The sequence below is a fragment of the Streptomyces sp. NPDC038213 genome (assembly GCF_055600495.1).
Genome location: NZ_JBVJYM010000032.1, coordinates 54,714 through 77,812, shown reverse-complemented (window position 1 = coordinate 77,812; position 23,099 = coordinate 54,714). Strand labels below are relative to the sequence as shown.

Genomic DNA, 23,099 nt, shown 5'->3' with positions numbered 1-23,099 from the left:
GGTCCGTACCCGAACGGGCCCGCGGCCTCAGCGCTGGTAGGACACGTCGTAGTACGTGTCGGTCGCGGCGCCGGCGGCGGTGAAGCAGCGGACCTGGACGCCCGTGCCCGGGGTCCAGTAGTCGACCTTGCAGTACGCCGAGTCGTGGCCGTAGGCCGTGACCTGGACGTTTCCGTTGCCGAGGGGCATGTTGGCGGGGTGGAAGCGGTACACGCCCCGGCTGACCCGGGTGATGCGGTTGACCGTCCCCGAGGAGTTGTACGCGTACGCGGCCGCGGGGTGGTAGCCGACGGCGGTGGGCTGGTTGGCCCAGGCGTAGGCCGCGGGGGTGGCGCGCTGCACGCCGGTGGCGCGCGTGTACGTCATCGTGAACCGGTGGTCCTTGGCACCGCCGGAGGCGTTCGTACAGCGGACGTTGACCAGCTGCGCCGAGCCGGACACGTACCAGTTGCCCGCCTTGCAGCGGGCGGCCTGGTCCCCGTACGCCGTGACCTGGACGTGCCCGGCGGCGGAGCCGATCGAGGGCAGCCGGACGGTGTAGCTGCCGGTGCCGGAGCGGGTGACGGTGTTGGCCGCGCCCGCGGAGTTGAAGCGGTACGCGGCGGCGGGCGTGTACGAGCCGGTGGTGGGCCGGTCGGCCCACACGTACGCGAACCGCGTGCCGCCGAGCGTGGCGGTGTTCACGAAGCTCGCGGTGAACGGGGTGTTCACGCGGGCGCCGGTACGGGTGAAGCAGCTGACGCGCACGTCGAGCCGGCTGCCCGCGGGCGACCAGTAGTTGACCCCGCAGGTGTGCGTGGTGGCACCGTAGGCCGTCACGTGCACGGTGCCGCCGACGCGGCCGAGGTTGGGCATCCGGACCGTGTACTGGCCGGTGCCGGTGCGCACGACGGTGTTGGTCGCGCCGGTGGAGTTGCGGCTGTAGTGGACGGACGGTGTGTACGGCGTGTTGAGGGCGTGCGAGGGCGAGTTGGCCCACACGTAGGCGCGCCCGAAGCTGGGCGCCGCCTGGGCCGCGGTGGAGGTGGCAACCACGGTGCCGGCGGCGAGCGCCAGCGTGGCGGCCACGGAGAGCACCCGGGTACCGGCACCCCTGCTGCTGGTGCGGCTCGTGAGACTGCTGGTGATGGCGGGGCTGGCAGTGCCGACGGTGCTGGCAGGACTGCTGCTCCGGCGCTTGAACAGGCTGGAAACGTTCACGGACGTCTTCCCCCTCCTCGGTACCGCCGTGCGGGTGACCCCGCCGGCCGGCGCTCCGGAACCTACAGATTCCGGCCACCGGCCGACTACCGCTCCCCGGCACCGGCGCGGGGCACGCCCCCGGTGCCCGGGAGCGCCCCCCGGCGCCCTCCACAACCGGAGCGCCCCGTTGGTCCCGACCTGGACCGGGGCCCGGCCCCGCTGCCCGCCCCCCTGCCGCTACGGGGTGCAGAACTCCGCGGCGAGGAGGCCGTTCAGGCTGTACAGCTCCCACAGGGGCCAGTCGCCGTTGTAGTTGAGGGCGAGGGCGTGGGAGCCGTCCCCGGTGGCGTAGAGGTAGGACATCGAGCCGAAGGCGGCGCCGTTGTGGCCGTACAGGACCACGGTGCGGCCGTCGGCGCAGGTCAGGGTGCGGCGGGCGAGACCGAGGCCGATATCGGCCTGGGCGGACTTCCAGGGCCGGGCGGCGTACCAGTAACCGGGGGTGTTGGCGTCGCCCGAATTCACCGTGCTGATGGCCGGGTTGACGATGCACTCGGGCCAGCTGAGGGCCGGGTCGCAGGGGATGCCGGGCAGGCCGGGGCCGGGGGTGCCGACGCGGTGGGGGTTGAGCTGGGTGCGCATGGCGGTGAGCTGCTCGGGCGGGAGGAGCTCCCCGCCGAGGAGGGCGCGGATGAAGGTGACGAGGTCGCCGGTGGTGGACACGAGCGCGCCCGCCGCCCCGCCGATGGACGGGTTCCAGTCGGCCGCGGGCCGCGCGAGGTGGCCGAGGGGGCCGCGCCGCTGGAGGTAGTTCGTGTGGAAGGCGTCGTGCGGACCGGGCAGGACCGGGTCCGAGCCGGGCAGTACGGTGCGGGTGAGGCCGAGGGGCCGGATGATGCGGCGCTCGATCTCCTCGGCCCAGGGGCGCCCGGCCGCCTTCTCGATGATCATTCCGAGCAGGATGTAGTTGGTGTTGCCGTACGCCATGCTGGTGCCGGGGGCGAACTGCGGCCCGTGGTTGGCGCCCTCGTCGACCAGCTGCTGGGCGGGGTAGTCGGGCAGGCCGGGGAAGCTCAGCCCCGCGCCCGCCAGGAAGCCGCCGTCGCTGAGGTAGTTGAAGATGCCGCTGGAGTGGGAGAGCAGGTCCTTCACGGTGATGGGCGCCCGGCCGGGGCCGGGCGGGTCGAAGCAGGTCCACGTGTACGGGTTGCAGCCCTGCGTGGCGTTGGTCTTCAGCACCGGCCCCAGCAGGCCGAACACGTCGTCGGTCAGCCGCAGCCTTCCCTCGGCGACGAGCTGGAGCACGGTGGTGGCCGTGAACAGCTTGGTGATCGAGCCCGCGCGGTAGGGCCGGTCGGCGTCGCGGTCGGGTGCGCCCGCGTCCTTGCGGGCCGTGCCGGTCCAGTCGGTGCCGTCGCGGTGGACCAGGGCGATGATCCCGGGGATCCCGTCCCCGCCGGCCGCGGTGCCGGCCTCGGCCCGCATCGCGGCCAGGAGCGCGTCGTGCCCCGTGGTGGTTCGGCCCGTGGTGGTCCCCGCTGCGGCGCTCACGGCGGTGGCGGCGGTGCCGGGCAGGCCCAGGACCAGGGCCAGTGCGGCCGCCCCCGCGGCGGTCAGGCGCCGTGCAGCCGCCGTACGGCGTACGGGCGCCGTTCGGCGCGTCCCCGTCGACTTCACGAATCCCCCTGCGATCGTTCCCCGTACCCCCGCGGATGCGGCGGCGGGCGCAATCTACGGACCCATCCCGCAGAGGGGAAGGCCGCCGTGGGGAGAAGGAGATTCCAGGATGGGTGCGCAGGATCCGGCCGGGCGGCAGCAGCGGTTGCGGCGGCGGCTGGAGTGCCTGATCGGGATCGCGGCCACCGAGGGCAACGGGGTCACCGTGCTGCGCAACGGGGACGAGATCTTCCCGGCCATGCTGGGCAGCATCCGCGGGGCGCGGCGGACCGTGGACCTGATGACGTTCGTGTACTGGCGGGGCGCGATCGCGCGGGAGTTCGCGGCCGCGCTGGCCGAGCGGGCGCGGGCGGGGCTGCGCGTACGGCTGCTGCTGGACGGGTTCGGGAGCCGGCAGATCGAGGACGCCCTGCTGCGGGAGATGGACGCGGCGGGGGTGGTCGTGACCTGGTTCCGCCGGCCGCTGTTCGTGTCCCCGCTCAAGCAGAACCACCGCTGCCACCGCAAGGTGCTCGTCGTCGACGGGGAGGAGGCCTTCACGGGCGGGGTCGGCATCGCCGAGGAGTGGTGCGGAGACGCGCGCAACCCGCACGAGTGGCGGGACACCCACGTGAAGGTGCGCGGGCCGGCGGTGGACGGGATCGCGGCGGCGTTCGCGCAGAACTGGGCCGAGTGCCACGAGGAGCTGTTCGACTCCCGGGACCGGTTCGGCGGGCACGGGGCGCAGGGGGACGCGGTGATCCAGGTGGTCCGCGGGTCGGCGGGCTACGGCTGGCAGGACATGCAGACCCTGATGCGGGTCGTCCTGGAGTCCGCGGAGCACCGGGTGCGGCTGGCCACCGCGTACTTCGCGCCGGACGACTACTTCGTGGACCTGCTCTGCGCCACGGCGGCGCGCGGGGTCGCGGTGGAGCTGCTGCTGCCCGGCCCGCACACCGACAAGCGGGTCTGCCAGCTGGCCGGCCAGCGCTACTACGGGCAGCTGCTGGCCTGCGGGGTACGGATCCACCACTTCCAGCCCACGCTGATGCACGCGAAGGTGGTCACCGTGGACGGGATCGCCGCGCTGATCGGCTCGACCAACCTCAACCGGCGCTCCCTCGAGCACGACGAGGAGGTCATGCTCGCCGTGCTCGACACGGAGGTCACGCGGACCCTGGACGGGCACTACGACGAGGACGTCGCGCGCAGCGAGCTGATCCGGCCGGGCAGGTGGAAGCGCCGCCCACCGCTCCAGCGGGTCCGGGAGGCGGCCGTACGGCCCATCCGCCGCTTCCTGTGAGGAGAGGGGGGCGGAGGGGCGGAGGGGCGGTCGCGCCGGAGCCGAAGGCACCGGCGGCCGGGGCGGTCAGGAGTCCTCGGCTGCGAGTCTGCTGATCCGCAGTGACAGGAGGTGGTAGGCGGTCTGGGCGGCGAAGGTGTCGTCCAGCCGCTTGCTGCCGGAGGCCGCGGAACCGCTCCTGGCGGTGTCGATGCAGGTCTTCGCGGCGGCCTCCAGGTGGGTGAGGGTCTTGTTCCAGTGGCCCTGGGCGGTGTCGTCCGGGATCTTCCGGTACTCCTTGGCGTCCTTGACGTGGTCGAGGACGCGGCCGCACTCTTCGGCCGCGCTGCCGGAGGGGCTGGCCGCGATGAGCACGCCGATGTCCGCGCCGATCGCGGCCGTGTGCTCCTTGCCTCCGTCGGCGGACCAGGCGGACATGCTGTCGTCCTTCCCCGCGCACCCGGACAGGGCGGCGAGGAGCAGTCCGGCGGCCGTCGCGGCCGCGGCGGCCCGCAGTCCGCGGCGGGGATGAAGTGGCTTGCGCATAGGGGGACTTGCTCCGTCCTGCAGCTCCGCTCCGGCCTGACGCCGGGCATCCTTTCAAACCGGCCGGGGGCTGTACAGGTGCTGCCTGTCAGTGCCCGCGCCTACCCTGCTGCGCATGGACAGGTACGAGGGGGAGGCCGTCGCGGGCTTCGGGGGGCTGTGCGCCGTACCGCCGGCGGACGCGCTCGCCGGGGAGCTGGCGGCCCTGCTGGCCGGGCGCGGCGATCCGGGGGTGGTCGTCTACGAGCGGCTGCTGAACGGCCTGACGGCACACGCCCACCGGGACCGCGCGGCGCTGGCCGCCGCACTGCGCGGGATACCGCGGGAGTCCGCGGCCGGGCCGCGGCCCCGGGTGCTGCGGTCCCTCGCCGGTGCCGCCGCCGCGGCGGCGGATCCGGTGGACTGCGGGGCGGGCTGGGAGGACTGGGAGCGGGCCGCGGGCGGCTGGCTGGAGCTGTGCCAGCACGCGGCGCTCGACTACGTGTGGGGTGCCCGGGGCGGGGAGTTGGCGGCGCGGCTGCGGGCGGGGGAGCCCGTACCGTTCCTGCTGTCCGCGCCGAGCCGGCCGACGGGGGCGGTGGAGCCGTCCGACCTGGTCGCGCGGCTGGCCGCGTACGGGCGGCTGGACGTCCGGGCCGGGCCCGCGGACCTGGGTCTGGCGCTGCTGCGGTGCGGCGGCGGCCCGGCGGGTGACGCGGTGGTGCGGGCGGCGGAGGGCCTGGGCACGGCCGAGGGCCGCCGGGTCGCGGACTGGCTGCGGGAGGGCGGGCTCGTGCAGCCCGTCGCGCGGCGGGAGCCCGAGGGGGGTGAGCCGCAGCGCCCCAGCCGGCGGCGCGGGGCGCGGGCCGGGCGGCGGATCCTGGTCGGGTACGGGCCGATCGCGGGCCGCGGGGAGTTCCCGCGGCGCTTCTGGTCGCTGTTCCGCCCGTTCGAACCGCACATCGGCTGCCCGCACGGTTCGCTGCCGGACGCGCGGGACGCGCACACGGCCGCCGTCGTGCCCTGGCACCCCGAACTGGCCGCGGCCCGGATGCTGGCGGGCGTGGCGTCCGCGGCCGACCAGGACGGGCGCGGGGCCCCCGCCTTCCTGGCGGCCCTGGCCGAAGCGGAGGGCCCGGCGGGCCCGGCGGTGCACCTGGCCCTCGCGTACGCGCTCGCGGCCGTACCGGACGCCGAGCGCGAGGCGGGGGCGCAGGCCCTGGTGCGCCTGGGCGGGCGCGGCCGGCTGGACGCGCCCCGGCTGGGGCGCGACCTGGCCGAACTCACCGCGCTGGGCACCCTGAAGGCCACTCTGCTGACCGACGCGCTGCGGACGGCGACGGCGCTGCCGGGCGGCGCCGCCCCGGTCTGGTCCGTCCTGGCGGGGGCCCTCCCGGCGCTCCTCGCCGCGCTCCGCCCCCGGGACCGGGGGCCCCTGCTGGCGGTGGCGGCCGACGCGGCGGCCCTGGCGGGGGCCCGCGGCCCCCTGCCGGAACTGGCGGCCCTGGCCGCCCGGCCAGGCTCCTCCCGCCTCCTGGCCGAGGCCCGACGGCTGCACCGCACCCTGGCGGGGGTGGCGGGCGCCTGAGCGCGGGCGGGCGGACGGGCGGACGGGCGGCGGCAGGGCTGCCGGGGCGGTGCGGTGCGGTGCGGGGTCAGGGGGCGGTGCGGGGTCAGGGGGCGGCGGGCGGGCGGTGGGTGAGGGTGCGGGCCGCGGCGAACTCGTCGAGGTAGGTCCGTTCGGCCTCCTCGAGGTAGGCGTAGGCGTCCTCGCCGACCGGGATGCGCAGGGGGGTGGGGGTCGGGGAGCCGACGATGGTGAGGACGTGGGCGGCGAAGTCCTCGGGGCGGCCGGTCTCCGGGTGGTCCGCGAGGCCCCGGGTGCCGTCCAGGGTGTCGCGGTTGGTGGCGTCGTAGGCGGGGATGCGGTGTCCGGCCTCGGTGAGGGCGGTGCCGTAGCGGGTGGCGAACATGCCCGGTTCCAGGACGGTGACGCGGATGTTGTGGGGCGCGGCCTCGGCGGCCAGGGCCAGGCTCATGCCCTCCAGGGCGTGCTTTCCGGCCCCGTAGGCGGCGAGGCCGGGGAAGGCCATCCGGCCGACGATGGAGGAGACGTTGACGATGTGGCCGTGGCCCTGGGCCCGCATCAGGGGCAGGACGAGGCGGGTGAGCCGCCACGGGCCGACGACCAGGGTCTCCAGCTGGTCGCGCACTTCGGTGTCGGAGACCTCCTCGACCGCGCCGAAGAGGCCCGCGCCCGCGTTGTTGACGAGGACGTCGATCCCGCCGAGCCGGTCGGCGGCGGTGCGGACGGCCTCGGCGCAGGAGTCCGGGTCGCGCAGCTCCAGCGGGACCGGGAGGATGCGGCCCGGCCAGTCGGCGGCGAGTTCTTCCAGGTCGGCGGTCTTGCGTGCGGTGACGGCCAGTTCGTCCCCCGCGGCGGCCGCGGCGGCCGCCAGGGCCCGTCCGAGGCCGGAGGAGCATCCCGTGACCAGCCAGCGTCGTGTCATCGTGCCCCCGAAATCCCGAGATGAAGGTCTGCCGGTGTGCGTGCGCGGTGCCGTGCGTGTGCCGCCGTGCCGTGCGCGTGCCGGTGTACCGCTGTGGCGCCCGCTGCCGGTGGTGCGCGGAGGTTCATGGTCGGGGCGGGTGCGGGTTTCGGCCATCCCTCCGGCGGGGGCGCGCGGAGGCGCAGGGGCGCACGTGGGGCGTGCGTCCTGCCCGGGGCCGGGGCCCGTACGGAGGGCTATACGGCTGCCCCGCCGGAAGGGGTACGGGCGTCCGGCCGGTCCGCGGGGACCGGCTGGCGGTCCTGGTCCCCTTCCCCGTCCCGGGCGGCGGCGCGCAGCGCCGCTTCGACGCGGCGGTTGCCGGTCATGGTCGCGGTGACGGCGGTCATCGCCAGCAGGAGGCCGCCGGCGGCGCAGAGCGCGGCGCGCACGTCGTAGGCGGTGGCCAGCCAGCCGCCGAGGAAGGCGCCGAAGGGGGCCGCGCACATGGCGAGCATCCGTGAGGTGGAGGCGACCCGGCCCATCAGTCGGGCGGGGACGACCGCCTGGCGGAGCGAGGGGGCGAGGACCATCGTCGCGCCCATGCCCGCGCCGCAGACGGCGAGTGCGAGACCGGCGGCGTACGGGTTCGGGGCGGCGGCCAGGCCCAGGATGGCCAGCCCTTCGACGGCGGCCGTGCAGGTCAGCGCGGTGCCGGTGCCGAGGCGGCGGCCGAGGGCGGAGGCGGCGGCCGCGCCGAGCAGGCCGCCGGCGGCCTCGGCCGTCAGGAGCAGGCCGAAGCCGAGGGTGCCGATGCCGAGTCGCTCGTGGGCGAAGAGGGCGAGGACGGTCTCGACGGCGAGGAAGGCGATGTTGCCGACGGCCGGGCGCAGCGCGAGCCCGAGCAGCAGCCGGTCGCGGAAGACGTACGAGGCTCCGGCCCGCGCCTGGCGCAGCAGGGACTCTTGGGCCCGGGGTGCGGGCCGGGGCACGGCCGGGAGGGTGCGTACGAGCAGGGCGGAGACGGCGAAGGAGAGCGCGTCGGCGAGGAGCGGGACCGACCGCCCCAGGGCGAGCAGGGCGCTGCCGGCGGGCGGCCCGGCGAAGCCGGACGCGGCGGTCTGGGCGGCGCGCAGGCGGGCGTTGGCGCGTTCCAGGAGTGCGGGGTCGCGGCCGAGGAGGTCGGGCAGGTAGGCGGTGGCGGCCGTGTCGAAGAAGAGTCCGCCGAGGCCGAGGAGGAAGGCGGTGGCGGCGAGCAGGGGGATGCTCAGCACGTCGAGCGCGGCGGCGGCCGCCGGTACGGCGAGCAGGGCCGCGCGCAGCGCGTCGGCGACCCACATGGTGCGCCGGCGGTCCCAGCGGTCGACCAGGGCGCCGCCGAGGACCCCGAAGATCAGCCAGGGCAGCGTCCCGGCGGCGGTGACGACGGCGAGGGCCATCGGGTCGCGGGTGAGGGTCAGGGCGAGCAGCGGGAGCGCGGCGTGCGAGACGCCGTCGCCCAGCGAGGAGACCGTCTGGGCGGTCCACAGCCGGCCGAATCCGGTCGGCATCCTGCGTATGTCAGGGGTCATTCGGCGGCTCCTTCGGCCCGGGGGCCGGTGGCGGGGTGGAAGAGGGCGAAGACGAGGGTCGCGTCGGGCAGTGCGGGGTCGGACAGCTCGCGGTACTCGTCCGCGAGGGCGTGCATCCGGCTCCCGAGTTCGGCGAACTGCTCTTCGGTGAGGCGCAGATGGGCCATCCGCACGTGCCGCTCGCCGTCCGCGGGCGCCGCCTCCAGGTCCGCGACCGCATGCCGCATCAGGACGTCCGGGCCGCCTTCGCCCGGGTCCGGCAGCTCGATCGAGCGCGCGGCCATGGCGTAGTACCGCTCGGTGACCCCGCGGACCTTGCGGGTGCGGACGACCTTGACCAGGCCTGCCCGTTCGAGCAGCCGTACGTGGTAGCTGGAGCTGCCCTTCGCGAGGCCCACCCGTTCGGCGATCTGGGTGATCGTCGCGGGTTCGAAGCGGAGGACGGCCATGATCCGGTGGCGGGTGAGGTTGGAGACCGCGCGCAGTTGCTCGTCGGTGGTGACGCGGAACGTCTCGGGAAGATCATCGCTTGGCATGACCCCAATGGTCAACACTTCTTGACCATTGAGCAAGCACTTTCCCCCGCCCGCGCCGCCTGGCGCGGAAATTCCCTGGCACCGGCGGGGCCGCTCTGCCAACGTGGCGGTGCAGACCCTGCACCCGACCGCCCCCGCCTGCCCGCAGGCCGCCCCCGAGGAGCCGATCCCGATGCGCCGCCACTTCATGTCCCCCGCGAAAGGAACACCCCTCCACCTGAAGGACATGAAGGCCTGTGCACCCTGCACCTGCGACCCCGGAGCGCATGCTCAACCTGGGGATCCTCTCCCACGTCGACGCCGGTAAGACCAGCCTGACCGAGCGGCTGCTGTACGAGGCCGGGATCATCTCCGAAGTCGGGAGCGTCGACGACGGCAGCACCGTCACCGACTCCCTCGAACTGGAGCGGCGCCGCGGTATCACCATCAAGGCGGCCGTCGTCAACTTCCCTGTGGGAAGCGGCGGTTCGGCGGTCTCCGTCAACCTGCTCGACACCCCCGGCCACGCCGACTTCATCGCCGAGGTGGAGCGCGTCCTCGGGGTGCTGGACGGCGCCGTTCTCGTCGTGTCGGCCGTGGAGGGCGTACAGCCGCAGACCCGCGTCCTGATGCGGACGCTGAAGCGGCTCTCGATCCCCACCCTGCTGTTCGTCAACAAGGCCGACCGGCGCGGCGCGGACGTGCCCCGCGTGCTCGGGGAGATCGAGCGCAGGCTCGGCGTGCCCGCGGTCGCCATGGGCCGGGTCGCCGCCGGCCCGGGCACCCGCGCGGCCCGGGTCGAGGCCTTCTGCGGCGAGGACCCGGACTTCGCCCGCCGGCTCCTGGACGTGCTCACCGTGCACGACGAGGCCCTGCTCGCCGCGTACGTGGACGACGAGCGGTCCGTGCCCTACGGGCGGCTGCGCGCCGCGCTCGCCGCGCAGACCCGCGCCGGGCTGGTGCACCCCGTGTACGTGGGCTCGGCGGCGACCGGCGCCGGGGTCGGCGGGCTCGTCGAGGGCATCCGGGAACTGCTGCCCGTCGCCGCGGGCGACGTGCGCGGCCCCGTGTCCGGACGGGTGTTCAAGGTGGAGCGGGGCCCGGCCGGGGAGCGGATCGCGTACGTCCGGCTGTTCTCCGGCGGGATCAGGGCCCACGGGCACGTGCCCGTCGCCGGGGTCCGCTCCAAGGTGACCGACCTGGCCGTCTTCGACCGGGGCGCGGTGGTGCGCGCCGCGTCGGCGCGGGCCGGGCAGATCGCCGTGGTGGGCGGACTGCCGTCGGTGCGGATCGGGGACGTCGTCGGCCGGGAGCCCGAAGGCCGCCCGTACGGGCGGGTGTTCACCGGGCCCTCGCTGGAGACCGTCGTGGTGCCCGCGGATCCGCAGGGGGCGGGCGCGGGGCTGCACCAGGCGCTGTCGCGGCTCGCCGAGCAGGACCCGCTGATCGGGCTGCGGCACGACCCGGAGCGCCGGACCCTGTCGGTGTCCCTCTACGGCGAGGTCCAGAAGGAGGTGCTCGCCGCCGTGCTGGCCGAGGAGTACGGCATCGGGGTCTCGTTCCGCGGGACGACGCCGATCTGCGTCGAGCGCGTGACGGGCACGGGTGCCGCGTACGAGGTCATCGACGAGGGCGGGAACCCCTTCCTGGCGACCGTGGGGCTGCGCGTGGAGCCGGGACCGGCCGGCAGCGGGGTGGCCTTCCGGCGGGAGGTGGAGCTGGGCTCGCTGCCGCAGGGGTACATGCGGGCCGTCGAGGAGTCCGTGCACGCGACCCTGCGGCAGGGGCTGTCCGGCTGGCAGGTCCCCGACTGCGCGGTGACGATGACCCGTTCGGGCTTCTGCAGCATCCGCAGTACGGCGGGCGACTTCCGGGCGCTGACCCCGCTGGTGCTGATGAGCGCGCTGCGGCGGGCGGGGACGGTGGTGCACGAGCCGGTGCACCGGTTCCGCCTGGAGTTCCCGCAGGACGCGTACGGGCCGGTGTCCCTCGCCCTGGCCCGCCGCGGGGCCCTGCCGGGCACCCCCGCACTGCACGGCGACGCGTACGCCGTCGAGGGCCACCTGGCGGCCGAACAGGTGCACGGGCTGGAGCGGGAGCTGCCCGGACTCACGGGCGGGGAAGGCGTACTGGAGACGGAGTTCTCCCACCACCGCCCCGCCGCGGCCCCGCGCGTCCGGGAGCGGACGGACGGCAACCCGCTGCACCGCGCGGAGTACCTGCTGCACGCGCACCGCAGGCTGTAGCGGGCCCGGACCGGGGCATGCGCGCGACGGGCCGGTGTCAGAGGGCGAGGACCAGCTTGCCCCGGACCCGGCCCGCCCTGCTGAGGCGGTGGGCGGCCGCGGCCTCCGCCAGCGGCAGGACGGACTGCACCTCGACGCGCACCGCGCCGGAGTCGATGAGCCCGCCGATCCTGCGCAGGGCGGCCCCGTCGGGGGCGACGACCACGCGGCGGGCCGCGATGCCGGGGATCCGGTGGGACTCGTCCACGGGCTCCGGGAGGGTGATGAGCGTGCCGCCGGGGCGCAGCAGCCCCCACGCGGCACGCTGCACCCCTCCCCCGACGGTGTCCAGGACGGCGTCGAAGGGCCCGGCCGCGCCCGGGTCGGCCGCCGCCCGGTCCACCGGCTCGTCCACGCCGAGGGAGTGCAGGAAGCCGAGGTTGCGGGCGGAGGCGGTGGCGGTGACGCGGGCTCCGCGCAGCCGGGCGAACTGCACGGCGAAGTGCCCCACTCCCCCGGCCCCGGCGTGCACCAGCACCCGCTGACCGGCCTCGACCCCCGCCGCGTCCAGCGCCTGCCAGGCCGTCAGCGCGGCCAGGGGGACGGCGGCGGCCCCGGCGTGCGACAGGGAGGCCGGCTTGGGGGCCACGGCCGCGGCCGGCAGGACCGCGAACTCCTGGTAGGCGCCGCCGTACGGCAGGGGCAGCATCCCGTACACCTCCTCCCCGACCGCCGGGCCGCCGGGCACGGTCGCCCGGACCACGCCCGACACGTCCCAGCCCAGGCCGAGCGGGAACGGCCGGTCGCTGCGCACCGCCCCCTCGCGGTGCTTCCAGTCGACCGGGTTGACCCCGGCGGCCATCACGCGGACCAGGACCTCGCCCCCGGCCGGGACCGGGACCGGGCGGTCGGTGAGTTCGAGGACGCCCTCGTCGCCGTACTCGGAAAAAACCACTGCGCGCATGCTGATGCTCCTGTTCGTGTCGCCGCGGGACGGCGGCGGTGGCGGTGCGCCGGTGCGTCCCCCACCCTGGGGGCGCCCGCCGCGCGCAGCCATTACCCCGCGAGTACCAGGCGGGGAGGGCGGCCGGTGAGGGGGTACCGGCAGGGACAGGCGGGAGCCCCCGGCGCCCGCGCATACTGGCGCGCATGAACCCCGCCCACGAGCTCGGCCCGTTCCTCGCGTCCCGGCGCGCCCGCCTCTCCCCGCAGGCCGCGGGGCTGCCCGTGCTCGGGCCGCGCCGGGTACCGGGGCTGCGCCGCGAGGAGGTGGCGGAGCTCGCCGGGGTGAGCGGGATCTACTACACCCGGCTCGAACAGGGCCGCGCCCACAACCCCTCCGGGGCCGTCCTCGACGCCCTCGCCCGCGCGCTGCGGCTCGACGGCACCGAGCGCGCCCACCTGTACGACCTGGCCCGCCGCGCCCCGGCGGCGGGGCTCCCCCGGACCCCGGCCGCCGCCCCCGCGGACGCGGAGCGGGAGCCGGTGCGGGTACGGGCCGGGCTGCGGCGGCTGCTGGACGCGGTGGGGGCCGTACCGGCGTACGTCCTCGGGCCCGCCATGGACGTGCTCGACGCGAACCGCCTCGCGTGCGCCGTGCTCTGCGTACCGGCCGCCCCGGACGGCGGCCCGGCGGGGCCGCTGAACCTCGCACGGCACGTGTTCCTCGAACCGGCCGCACGGCGGCTGTTCCCGCAGTGGACCGACGTGGCCCGCCAGAGCGTCGGCTTCCTGCGCCTGTCCGCGGGCCGCCGGCCGCAGGACGTGCAGCTCGCCGGGGTCATCGCCGAACTGAACGGGCGCAGCGAGGAGTTCCGCCACCTGTGGGCCGCGCAGGAGGTGCGCGAGAAGTCGTACGGCGCCAAGTGCTTCCGGCACCCGGTGGTCGGGGACTTCGCGCTCGCGTACGAGACCCTGGCCCTGCCCGGCGACGACGGCCCCTCGCTGGTCGTGTTCACCGCCCCGGACCCCCGCGCGGACGACGCCCTGCGGCTGCTGGGCAGTTGGAGCGCACCGGAGCCGGAACGGGCCGGCTGACGAAGCACCACTATGAGCGCGTCGCCGCTCCGCAGGTGTCGGCGGCGGAGTCGCCGCCGACCGGTGTGCTGCGGTCGTACGGGTCCGTCTGCGGGCCGGTGCGCTCCGTGCGGCGGTCCGCGCCGAAGGGCGGGGTCAGGTATCCGGTCGGGGCGCCGCAGCCGCCGTTGGTCATGTCGTACTTGTACGAGAGGATCGAGAAGGTGCCGGGCTCGGTGCGCACCCTGCCCGGGTCGTCCCAGCTCAGGACCAGCTCGCGCCGGACGATCGTGCGTACGATCTCGTCGCCGTCGGCGCCGTCCCCTCCGCCCGCGCGGGCGACCGGGTAGACGAAGGTGACGTCGGCGGTCACCTGGACCGCGCCGAGTGCGCCCTCCCGGTAGCTGAGCCGGCCCCGCGTCTTCACGACCTCGCCCACCGGCTGGGCGTGGGAGGGCGGAAGCGGCTGAAGAGGAGGAGCGGGTCGTCCTTCTCGCTGGGGGCGCGGAAAGCGGTTTCCAGGAGCGCCCGGACGTCCTTCTGGTGGGGGTTGACCAGCGCGATCGCCTTCTCGGGGCGCTCGCCCCGCAGCACCGAGCGGTCCAGGTTGGCGGCGGCGAGGAAGTCCCGGGTCCGGGCGAGGGCCTGCGCTACCTCGGCGGCGCCCATCCACCCGACCGCCCCGGCCTCCGGCACGGTGATCCCGGCCGCTCCGCCCGCCCAGTCCGCCGCCGGCGAGCCGCGGAACGGCTCCTCCCGGGTGGGGCGTCGGGCCGCCCCGGCCGGAGGCGCCTGCGCCGGACGGGCCGTCTCCCCCGCCAGCAGCTCCGGGCCGCTCCCACCGCCGGTGAACAGGTCCACCACCGGCCCCGGCGCGAGGGCGACCGCCGCCAGCAGCGCCGCCGAGGCCAGGAACCCGGCCAGGTACCAGCCCATGCGCCGCCTGGGGCGCGCGGGCGGGTAAGCGCGCCAGGCCGTCGGGCCCGGTTCCTCGCGCAGCCGTCTCGCCACCTGGCGGGCCCGCGCCGACGGCTCCTCGGGAGCGTCGGCGGCCCCCGCCACCGACTCGCGCAGGAACCGCTCCCACTCCTCGTCGGACCTGGACGAGCCCTCCGGCTCCGTACCCGCACCCATCCCCGTACCCCCGTACTCGGCAGACCGCGGTCCCTTCCCCGGACCGCGGTTGATCATGATACGAGGGGGCCGGCCGCGGTCCTCCGGCCTGGGGTGCGTGCTCGGAGGGTCCGGGAGTCCCGGCCGGGCGGTGGAGCTGACGACTCGGCAGGCCGGTCCTGCGGTCAGCGGCGGCCGGTGGACAGGACCAGGAGGAACTGGCCGCCGCCGGGCTGGACGTCCGCGGTCACCGGGAGGCCCGGTACCAGCCGGGAGAAGCGGTCCACGAGCCAGTCCGCCGCCTCCCGGGCGTCCTTCTCGGTCGGGCAGCGGCCCACCGTCTCGCGGCCGCCCTTGCGCTCCAGCCTCTCGGCCACGGTGATCAGCGGCGCGGGCTCGACCACGTACAGGCGCTCCGGCCAGGCGATGACCACCTTGACCGCGCCCTTGCGGGTGTTGCACCCGCGGTGTGCGAGCCGCTCGGCGACCTTCGCCTTCCGGTCGGCGGTCCGGCTGTCGACACTGGGGCCCCGCGGGTCGTTCACGGACTCGTGGGGGTCGACCGGCTCGTCGCAGACCCAGCACATCCAGCCGTCGCGCTCGGCCACATCATCAAGGAGACTCATCCGGGCAAAGTACCTGCCCGGCCGCCGTCCCGTGCAGCCGACCCCGGGTCCGGCAGCCCGGAGGGGGAGGGCCCGGCGGCCCCGCCGCGTTCAGCTGCCCGGGAGGTCCGCCGCGGCCGGGACCCCGGAGGAGGGCAGGAGCTGGGGAACCCCGTCGACGATCGGGTACGTGCGCCGCAGGCGCGGGTTGTGGAGGGCGTCGCCGGAGGGGTCGAGGACCAGCGGGCCCTTGTCGAGGGGGCAGGCGAGGATCTTGAGGAGGGGGCTGTCGGGATTCACGGGCGGGTTCCTTCGGGGGAGTCGGGATCGGCTTCGTGCCGCGGGAGGGTGAGCAGGACCGTCAGGGCCAGGGCGGTGCCGCCCAGGCGCAGGAGCAGCCGCAGGGGGTCGTCGGGGAGGGGTTCGTCGAAGGCGATGGTGCCGGTGACCACGGCGTAGATGCACGCGACCGTGGAGCAGACCGGCACGATGAGGGAGGCGCGGCAGCGCTGGAGGGCGGTCTGGGACAGGACGAGTCCGCTGACCCCCGTCACGAGCAGCAGGTACGGGTACGGGGTGGCGAGCAGCGCGGGCGCGGAGCCCGGCAGGTCCGAGGTGTCCAGGCGGCCCGACACCCCTTTGATGGCCAGCGAGCTGACCCCGTAGATCAGGCCGACGGCCGCGGCGTACGCGACACCGCTGGTGGGCTGGCGGTGGCGGCGGCGGGCGCGCTGCTCGGCGGCGGCGTAGAGGGCGAGCCCGGCGAGGAGGCTGGGGACGGACAGGGCCAGCAGGATGCCGGTGGGGGCGGTGCGGCTGATGTTCTCGCTGGTGCCGTAGAGGGAGGCGACGACCATCACCAGGGCCAGCAGGATCACCGCGACGGCCCGCCGCTCGCGGCCGGAGGGGCGCTCGCCGAGGAAGACGGAGGACAGGACGAGCAGCAGGACCAGCCCCGACAGGAACAGGCCCTGGGCGGCGGCCATGGGCAGCGTCCGGTAGACGGCCAGCTGGGCGGCGAAGCCGAGGCCCAGGGCCGCGGCCCCGCAGATCCACAGCGGCCGGCCGGCGAGCAGGAGCAGCGCCCGGCCGGGCTCGGTGATGCGCAGCGGCGGCATTCCGGCCAGTGCGCGCTTCTCCAGGACGAAGCCGGTGCTGTACAGGACGTTGGCGACCAGCGCCGCGGCCACACCCCACACCACGGGTCAGGCCTTTCTCGCGTGGACGAGCAGGATGGAGGAGAGCGAGGGCAGGGCGCAGGCCAGCCGGTCCAGGGGGCGCAGCGGGCGCGGTACGCCGTGGAAGGGCGCACCGGCCAGGGCGACGACCTCGAAACCGGAGGCGGCGACGAACTCGCGCAGGGCGCGGGCCGTGTACAGGCGCAGGTGGCCGACGACCTCGCTGCCGGGGCGGCCGTGGATGCCGCGCAGGCTCACCTCGGAGAACACGGGCTGGACCCCGGCCAGGAGGAGGGCGCGGTTGTACCAGGCGGCGAGGTTGGGGGTGGAGAGCATCAGGTGCCCGCCGGGCTTGAGGACCCGGTGGAGTTCGTCGAGGGCGCTGTCGGGGTCGACGAGGTGCTCGATGACCTCGCTGAACAGCACGGCGTCGGCGCTGCCGGAGGCGAACGGCAGTCCGCTGCCGGTGAGTTCGCCGCGGACGACCTGGCTCAGCCGGGGGGCCGCGCGGCGCAGCGCGTCCTGCGACCAGTCGATGCCCACGATGCGGTGGCCGCCCAGGACGCGGGCGGCGGTCTCGCCGGCGGAGCCGTCTCCGCAGCCCACGTCGAGGACCGTCGCGGCGGGCCTGCCGGGGCCGACGGGTCCCAGGGCGGCGGCCAGCATGCGGGCCTGGCGCAGGGTGCGGGCCTCGCCGGAGGCGACGGGGACGGCGGGGTTCTCGTAGAAGTCGCGCAGGCCGGGGACGCGGCGGCCGGGGGCAGACACCGCCTCCGCAGGCGGCTTCCCGGGGGTCGAGGAGGTCATGACGGCCTTTCGTGGTGGTTCTGGGTGGTGCGGGGCCCGCCCGCGGGCGGGCTGGGGACGCCCTCGGACGGGCCGGGGGCGGCCGCCGCGAGGGACTGCTCGAAGAGGGCGGCCAGCCGGGCGCCGGAGTCGTCGCCGAGGAGCGCGCGCGACCAGCGCAGGCTCACGTGCAGGCGGCCCGCGGTGGAGGCGGCGGCGACGCTGAGGCCGCGGGGCATCCGCGCGGGCGCGGAGAACCACACGGCGCAGGCCCGGCCGGCATCGCCGAAGTCGAGGGGGTACGGCACGCGTCCGATGTTGGTGACGAGCGCCGTGGACGTCCAGGGGGCGGCGGCCCGCCGCGCGCCGCGGGTGAGGGCGCCGCGGACGCCGACCGGCAGGACGGGTGCGGTGAGCAGGCCCGTACCGGCGCCCAGGGGGGAGCCGTGGACGGAGGTGAGGGCGCGGGTCCGGGCGGCGGTGGTGCGCAGGAGGCGGGCCACGGCGGCCGGGTCGGGGTGCCCGCCGAGGAGGAGGTCCGCGTCGCGGGGGTCCTCGGGGGTCATGGCGACCTCGACGAGGCGGGTGCCGTTGCCCATCGGCATCTCGGCGCCGCGGGGGCGGTCGTCCACGGGCATGGTGAGCCGTACGGGGCCTGCGGGGCGGCCGTGTTCGGCGTTCCAGCGGCCCACCGTCAGGGAGACGGCGACGAGCAGCTGGTCGTTGACGGTCCACGGCGGCGGGGTCCCGGCCGGTGCCGCGCGCGGCGGGACGGGCAGGTCGGCCTGGATCATGCCGTTGCCCGCCGTACGGGCCCGTACGGGTCCGGGGCGGGAGTCGGCGGCGACCCGCACGGGGCGGGTGCGGACGGTACGGCCGGTGCCCCGGGCCCCGCTGGGGGCCGGGCCGGCGGTGCGGTCCGGGCCCGCGGGGCGGGGGCGGCCGGGGACGGGGGCGGCCGCGGTGCGCGCGTACCGCTCGGCGGTGGTGGCGAGGATCCGCAGGCCCGAGGGGGCGTCGAGGGCGGTGTGGTGCAGGGTCAGGAGCAGTACGGTCCCGGCGGCGGGGCCCGCGGCCCCGGCTTCCGGGGCCGCTGCCTCCGCGTCGTCCGCAGCCCCGGCCGCTTCCACGGCCGGAGCGGCGGAGGCGGCTGGGGCGGTGGTGGCAGCCGGGGCGGTGGAATTCCCGGAAGCCGCCGAAGCCGCCGGAACAGCCGACCCCGCCTCCTCCACCACGTCCAGCCGCAGCGGCGGCGACTGGGTGAGCGGGGGGCAGTCCGCGAGGGCCCGGGCCCTGGCCTCGGCCAGGGCTCCGGGTCCGCGTCCCGCGAAGTGCACCGGGTCGCCGTCCGGCGCGCCGGTCAGCTCCCAGGCGAGGATCCGCCGGTGCCCGGGGCCGGGCACCTCCCGCACCAGCGCCCGGGGGTGCGCCTGCAGGGCCTCCCGGAACGCGGCGCGCAGGCGCGCCGGGTCCAGGCGTCCGGGCAGGTGCACCTCCATGTGCACGCTCTCCGGCTCGCCGGCGTCGAGGCAGTGGCGCGAGACCTCGTCGACGGTCGGAAAGGGGATCCGGACCCCGCCGGGAGGGGTCGAGGGACCCCTCCCGGCGGTGGTCGACGGTGCCGTCACGTAGAGGCCCCGCCGTCCGGCTTGCGCAGGGACGGCCCGGGCTGCTGCCCGCCGCCGTCACCGGCCGGTCCGGAGACCGGTCCGGCCGTGACCACCGGTCCGGCGCCGGGCCCGGCGGGGGCCCCGTCGCCGTGGCCGTTCCCGTGGCCGTCCCCGCCGCCGTCCCGTCCGGCCGCACCGGCCGGTGCCACCCCGTCGGCCTGCGGCGCGGCCGCGGTGACGAGCGCCGCGGAGACCGCGACCAGGGCGAGGACCTGGGCGAGGCCGCTGAACGCGCCCTCCCCGGCGGCGACCGGTTCCCCGGCGCCGACGGCCGCGACCACACCGGCCGCTGCCATCGCGGCGGCCGCGGTGGGCACCAGGACGGCCGGCCGGAGGCGGGCCGCCACGGCGAGCACGGGCACGACCAGGGCCAGCGGCCCGGCCACCACCGCGACGACCGCGGTGAGGACCACCGCGCCGAGCACGGTCCCCGGGGCCGCGGGCTGCGGCTGGGGCTGCGCGTCCTCGACCTGTCCGGCCGCGCGGCGGCGGCCGGCGAAGGCGAGGGCGATCAGGCCGAGGAGGGCGATCGCGCCGCCGATCAGGGCGGCCCGGTAGGTGCCGGAGGGCTCGAACTCCATGGTGACCGTGCCGGAGGCGCCGGCCGGGACCACCCAGGCCTGCTGCCAGCCGTCGAGGCGCACCGACTGGAGCTCCTTGCCGTCGAGCACGGCCTTCCAGCCGTCGTTGGCGTTCTCGTACGTCCGCAGGTACGCGGCCCCGCCGGAGCCCGCCGAGACCTCGACGGTCCGCTCGTCGTCGGCCCAGCTGCGGACGGTGGCCTCGCGGCCGCCGGCGCCTTCCAGGGCCTTGGGGGTGCCGCTGGTCAGGGTGACGTCGGTGATCGCCAGCGGTCCGGCGTCGCCGGCCTCCACCTCGTGGTCGCCGGCCGCGAGCTCCACGGTGCCCCCGGCCTGCTCCCCCGCGCAGAGGGAGACGGTGACCGGGCGGCGCTCGGTGAGGTCCCGCAGGAGTCCGGAGGCCTTCGTCTTGTGCAGGACGCCGCCGATGGCGAGGTCCGGGCCCTGGCCGCACTCGAGCGCGAACTCGGCCGAGGCCGGTGCGCGCGGGACGCGCAGGTCCGCCAGGGCGGGTACGTGCACCTCGCTCAGGCCGACGGGCAGCTGCACCTTGGCGTCGGCCACCGGGTTGTGGACGGTGAGCGGGGCGACCCGGCTGATGGTGATGTCGAGGCGGTCCGTCTTGATGGCCGGGAAGGTGACCCGGCCGTTCTCGTCCACGTCGGCGAAAGCGGCCCCGTGCGGGGAGGTGATCATGACCTGCTCGGGGCGGGTGGACACGCCGCCCGCCGCGACGAGGATGACCTCGCCGACCTCCCTCATGCCCGGCCAGGACAGGTGGACGACCGGCTTGTCGCCCGCGATCCACGCGGTGGTGAGGTCTCCGTCGACCAGGTTGCGGGCGCCGAGCTGGGCGCCGCTGCGGCTGGTGGAGTCCACGCTCGCCGAGATGCGCTCCTTCTTGCCGGGGGCCGCGCGGTCGAGCAGGGCGTCCAGGGCGCTGCCGGGCACGGCGGCGGCCTTCGCCGTCACCGTGTACGTGCCCGCTTCCTTGGTGGTGAACTGGCGGCGCAGTCCGGCCTCGGCGGAGGCGGGAGACAGGCCGCCCGCGTCGGTGCCGCGGTGCAGGGAGTACACGCTCGCCGGGGCCTCGGTGTCCTGCCCGTCGGCGGGCAGCACCAACATGCGGGTGATCTGCACGCCGGGGATCTTCACCTCGGAGAAGCCGGCGCCGGACAGGCCGGGGCGGGCCTGCTGGGCCGTCAGGATGGTGATCTTCATCCAGGAGGCCTCGCCCTCGGGCGCCTTGACGGTCTGCGGCTGCCCGTTGGTCTTCAGCGGGCTGTCCGCGCGGCCGCGGTCGGTCTCGATCCGCACCTGGGTCGGCGCGGCGCGCATGGCGTCGCCCGGCAGGGGTGCGAGCTGGATCGAGCCGGGGACCTCGGTGGGCCGCTCGAACTCGACCTTCAGCCACTGCCCGGACGGGTCGCCGGGGCTGCCCTCGGCCCAGGCGGTGCCGGGGTCGCCGTCGAAGGCGTTGACCGGGTCGAACTGCGGCAGGTGGAAGAGCCAGTTGCCGCTGCTGGAGGCCGTGACGGTACGGGCGCCGCGCAGGACCGCCGTGGTCTGGTGCTCGGCACCCTCCCTCGGCAGGATCTGCTTGGGCTGCTCGCCCGCGTTCTGGAGGCTGCCGGAGTGGTTGCGCTCCTTCGCGGTGTACGTGTACGAGGTGTTGTTGTTGACCAGGCCGAAGCGGGTGTCGGCGCGGCGCAGCCCGTCGGCCACGGCCTTGACCGGGGCGTCGAGGCCCTTGGGCAGCGCGTCCCCGGCGAGGACGGCGGGCCGGTCGGTCATCGAGGGGTCGGCGGACAGCTGGAGCAGCGCCTCGGGGCCGCCGCTGACCACGGCGGTGTCGCCGACGGCGGAGACTCCGACGCGGCCGGGGCGGGCCCGCTCGTCGGGCTCGTAGATCTCCACGGCCTGGAGACGCGGGTAGAGCGCCTGGACCTGGAGCGGGGTGTCGGCCGCGATGCGGCCCCCGGTCACCAGCGGGCCGAAGCCGGTCACCTTGCGGTAGCCGGAGGACTCCAGCGTCCGCTTGACGGTCTGCGGGGGCACCCAGCCGATCTGGTCGGGGTCGAGGTCGTTGCGGACGACGACCTCGTGCATGCCGGCGCGGGCCAGGTAGGCCTGGAGGCCGGGGACCTCGGAGCCGGACAGCAGGGCCTGCTCCACGGCGTCCGTCATACGGCGGGCGCCGGGGGTGCCGAAGGGGACGAAGTCCCGCTGCGCCCAGGGGGTTTCGGCGAGCACGTCGAAGGGCTCGTCGATCGGGGAGCCCCAGGTGTAGATGCCGTGCGCGGTGGCCGGGACGACCAGGGCTCGGCTCTGCGGGGCGTTGTCCTTGAGCCAGTCGGCGGCCTGCGCCCAGTGGGAGGGCAGCTTGCTGAAGGCCCCCGGCTGGAGGACGGCGCCGGTGGCGTAGGGGAGCGCCAGGCCGGGGACGACCAGGGCGGCGGCCGCCGCGGGCACCCAGCGGGAGGCGCGCAGGGCGTGCGCGCCGCGGCTGAGGGACAGGACGGCGGTCAGGTGGGCGAGGCCCAGGGTGAGCGCGAGGGCCAGTCCGGGCTGGAACTTGTAGATGTTCCGGAAGGGCTTGAGCGGTCCGTTCAGCCAGTCCTGGACGATCCCGTGGAAGGGGGCGCCGAAGGCTCCGGCGTACCCGGCGAGGGTGATCAGGACCACGGCGAGGACGGTCAGGAGCAGCCAGCGGCGCTCCGGCAGGTCCCGCCGGGCCAGGCCGGCCAGGCCGAGGGCGGCGGCGAAGGCCGAGCCGAGGACGGCGAGGACGGAGGTGGCGACGGTCCAGCCGGCGGGCAGCCAGGCCTCGCCGAAGTTGAGGTACGCCACCCAGTTGCCGGCGCCGCGCAGGAGTTCGGTCGCGGACATGGTGGCGGTGGTGGTGTCGGCCTGCTCGACGTACGGCATGAAGTTCTCGCCGTGCGCGGCCATCAGGAGCAGCGGGACGACCCACCAGATCGTGGCGAGGAGGACCCCGGGGATCCACCAGGTGATCAGGGCGCGGCGGCGCGGGCCGGCCGGGCGGCTGAGCAGGTAGAGGCCCACGGGCAGCAGCGCGGCCAGCGTGGAGGCCGCGTTGACCCCGCCCATGAGGGGGATGAGCAGCGCGGAGCGCGCGGCGGCGATCCGGGGGCTGAGGGCCGCGGAGGTCAGCGGCAGCAGCACCCAGGGCAGCAGGGCGCCGGGCAGGGCGGCGGCGGAGGTGGATCCGACGACGATGGTGAAGGTGGGCCACAGGGCGTAGACCACGGCCGCGAGGACGCGGGACGCGGGGCTGCCGACGCCGAGCCGTTCGGCGAGCCGCAGGGCTCCCCAGAAGGCGGCGGTGACGATGGCGGACAGCCAGAGCCGCTCGGCGAGCCAGACGGGGACCTGGATGAGGTCCATGAAGGCGTAGTAGGGGAGGGCCGGGAAGGCGTAGCCGACGTACTGGTTGGCTATGCCGCCCAGGCCCACGTTGCCGTTCCACAGCGAACCGAGGTCGCCGAGGAAGCGCCAGGGGTCGAGGGCGACGCCGAGTTTGGTCTCGAACGTCATCTTGCCCGGGGACACCGCGACGAAGGCCGCCAGCACGACGGCCCAGAAGCCGAACAGCAGGCGTCTTCCGCGCGGCTCGCCGGACGCCTCCGACGGCGTCGGGCCGGGCTGCGGCGCCCGGGTGGGCGCCTGGACCGCAGTGGTCAT

Annotated in this window: 17 protein-coding genes and 1 pseudogene; 4 read left to right on the top strand and 14 right to left on the bottom strand. The window is 76.1% G+C overall.

The features are described 5' to 3' along the window. Positions 1-27: 27 nt before the first annotated feature. Positions 28-1,200, bottom strand: coding sequence for a hypothetical protein (locus ACZ7JZ_RS30565; protein ID WP_470945027.1), 1,173 nt, complete (start codon positions 1,198-1,200; stop codon positions 28-30). Positions 1,201-1,419: 219 nt separating this feature from the next. Next, positions 1,420-2,859 (bottom strand): serine hydrolase domain-containing protein, encoded by a 1,440-nt coding sequence (locus tag ACZ7JZ_RS30560; protein WP_470945025.1) that lies wholly within the window; start codon positions 2,857-2,859, stop codon positions 1,420-1,422. A gap of 109 nt (positions 2,860-2,968) precedes the next feature. Between ACZ7JZ_RS30560 and ACZ7JZ_RS30555 the strand changes: the two genes are divergently transcribed. Continuing rightward, a complete protein-coding gene (locus tag ACZ7JZ_RS30555; RefSeq protein ID WP_470945023.1) occupies positions 2,969-4,141 on the top strand; it encodes a phospholipase D-like domain-containing protein in 1,173 nt (390 codons plus the stop codon). Between the two features lie 66 nt (positions 4,142-4,207). Here the strand turns inward: ACZ7JZ_RS30555 and ACZ7JZ_RS30550 are convergent, their stop codons facing one another. Further along, complete coding sequence (locus ACZ7JZ_RS30550; RefSeq protein ID WP_470945022.1) at positions 4,208-4,666, bottom strand: hypothetical protein; 459 nt, start codon at positions 4,664-4,666, stop codon at positions 4,208-4,210. A 115-nt stretch (positions 4,667-4,781) separates the two neighbouring features. Here ACZ7JZ_RS30550 and ACZ7JZ_RS30545 point away from each other — a divergent pair, with 115 nt between their 5' ends. Further along, the gene (locus tag ACZ7JZ_RS30545; RefSeq protein ID WP_470945020.1) at positions 4,782-6,233 is read left to right on the top strand and encodes a hypothetical protein; all 1,452 of its coding nucleotides are present in this window, start codon (positions 4,782-4,784) and stop codon (positions 6,231-6,233) included. Between the two features lie 85 nt (positions 6,234-6,318). On the opposite strand, the gene ACZ7JZ_RS30540 is transcribed toward ACZ7JZ_RS30545, so the two are convergent. The 3 genes from ACZ7JZ_RS30540 to ACZ7JZ_RS30530 all read right to left on the bottom strand — a co-directional run bounded on the left by ACZ7JZ_RS30540 (position 6,319) and on the right by ACZ7JZ_RS30530 (position 9,241). Then, the gene (locus ACZ7JZ_RS30540) at positions 6,319-7,155 is read right to left on the bottom strand and encodes an SDR family oxidoreductase (RefSeq protein WP_470945018.1); all 837 of its coding nucleotides are present in this window, start codon (positions 7,153-7,155) and stop codon (positions 6,319-6,321) included. 236 nt (positions 7,156-7,391) lie between these two features. Beyond that, positions 7,392-8,684: an MFS transporter gene (locus ACZ7JZ_RS30535; protein ID WP_470945052.1), complete on the bottom strand. Its 1,293-nt coding sequence runs from the start codon at positions 8,682-8,684 to the stop codon at positions 7,392-7,394. A gap of 17 nt (positions 8,685-8,701) precedes the next feature. Further along, positions 8,702-9,241, bottom strand: coding sequence for an ArsR/SmtB family transcription factor (locus ACZ7JZ_RS30530; RefSeq protein WP_470945016.1), 540 nt, complete (start codon positions 9,239-9,241; stop codon positions 8,702-8,704). Between the two features lie 266 nt (positions 9,242-9,507). Between ACZ7JZ_RS30530 and ACZ7JZ_RS30525 the strand changes: the two genes are divergently transcribed. Then, positions 9,508-11,466 (top strand): GTP-binding protein, encoded by a 1,959-nt coding sequence (locus tag ACZ7JZ_RS30525; RefSeq protein ID WP_470945051.1) that lies wholly within the window; start codon positions 9,508-9,510, stop codon positions 11,464-11,466. A 37-nt stretch (positions 11,467-11,503) separates the two neighbouring features. Here ACZ7JZ_RS30525 and ACZ7JZ_RS30520 read toward each other — a convergent pair whose 3' ends face one another. Continuing rightward, positions 11,504-12,409, bottom strand: coding sequence for an NADP-dependent oxidoreductase (locus tag ACZ7JZ_RS30520; protein WP_470945013.1), 906 nt, complete (start codon positions 12,407-12,409; stop codon positions 11,504-11,506). Between the two features lie 185 nt (positions 12,410-12,594). Between ACZ7JZ_RS30520 and ACZ7JZ_RS30515 the strand changes: the two genes are divergently transcribed. After that, on the top strand, positions 12,595-13,482 hold the full coding sequence (locus ACZ7JZ_RS30515; RefSeq protein ID WP_470945010.1) for a helix-turn-helix transcriptional regulator: 888 nt from the start codon (positions 12,595-12,597) through the stop codon (positions 13,480-13,482). Between the two features lie 10 nt (positions 13,483-13,492). On the opposite strand, the pseudogene ACZ7JZ_RS30510 reads toward ACZ7JZ_RS30515, so the two are convergent. The 7 genes and pseudogenes from ACZ7JZ_RS30510 to ACZ7JZ_RS30480 all read right to left on the bottom strand — a co-directional run bounded on the left by ACZ7JZ_RS30510 (position 13,493) and on the right by ACZ7JZ_RS30480 (position 23,099). Beyond that, a pseudogene (locus ACZ7JZ_RS30510) lies at positions 13,493-14,595 on the bottom strand (hypothetical protein). Positions 14,596-14,759: 164 nt separating this feature from the next. Further along, positions 14,760-15,200, bottom strand: coding sequence for a hypothetical protein (locus tag ACZ7JZ_RS30505; protein WP_470945007.1), 441 nt, complete (start codon positions 15,198-15,200; stop codon positions 14,760-14,762). Positions 15,201-15,290: 90 nt separating this feature from the next. Continuing rightward, on the bottom strand, positions 15,291-15,479 hold the full coding sequence (locus ACZ7JZ_RS30500) for a Trm112 family protein (protein ID WP_470945006.1): 189 nt from the start codon (positions 15,477-15,479) through the stop codon (positions 15,291-15,293). Continuing rightward, on the bottom strand, positions 15,476-16,381 hold the full coding sequence (locus ACZ7JZ_RS30495) for a DMT family transporter (RefSeq protein WP_470945004.1): 906 nt from the start codon (positions 16,379-16,381) through the stop codon (positions 15,476-15,478). The genes ACZ7JZ_RS30500 and ACZ7JZ_RS30495 overlap by 4 nt, the downstream gene beginning before the upstream one ends. A gap of 3 nt (positions 16,382-16,384) precedes the next feature. Continuing rightward, a complete protein-coding gene (locus tag ACZ7JZ_RS30490) occupies positions 16,385-17,164 on the bottom strand; it encodes a class I SAM-dependent methyltransferase (protein WP_470945002.1) in 780 nt (259 codons plus the stop codon). Continuing rightward, positions 17,161-18,771, bottom strand: a complete 1,611-nt coding sequence (locus ACZ7JZ_RS30485; RefSeq protein WP_470945001.1) for a condensation protein — start codon at positions 18,769-18,771, stop codon at positions 17,161-17,163. Before ACZ7JZ_RS30485 ends, ACZ7JZ_RS30490 begins: the two co-directional genes overlap by 4 nt. Then, a complete protein-coding gene (locus tag ACZ7JZ_RS30480; RefSeq protein WP_470945000.1) occupies positions 18,768-23,099 on the bottom strand; it encodes an alpha-(1->3)-arabinofuranosyltransferase domain-containing protein in 4,332 nt (1,443 codons plus the stop codon). Before ACZ7JZ_RS30480 ends, ACZ7JZ_RS30485 begins: the two co-directional genes overlap by 4 nt.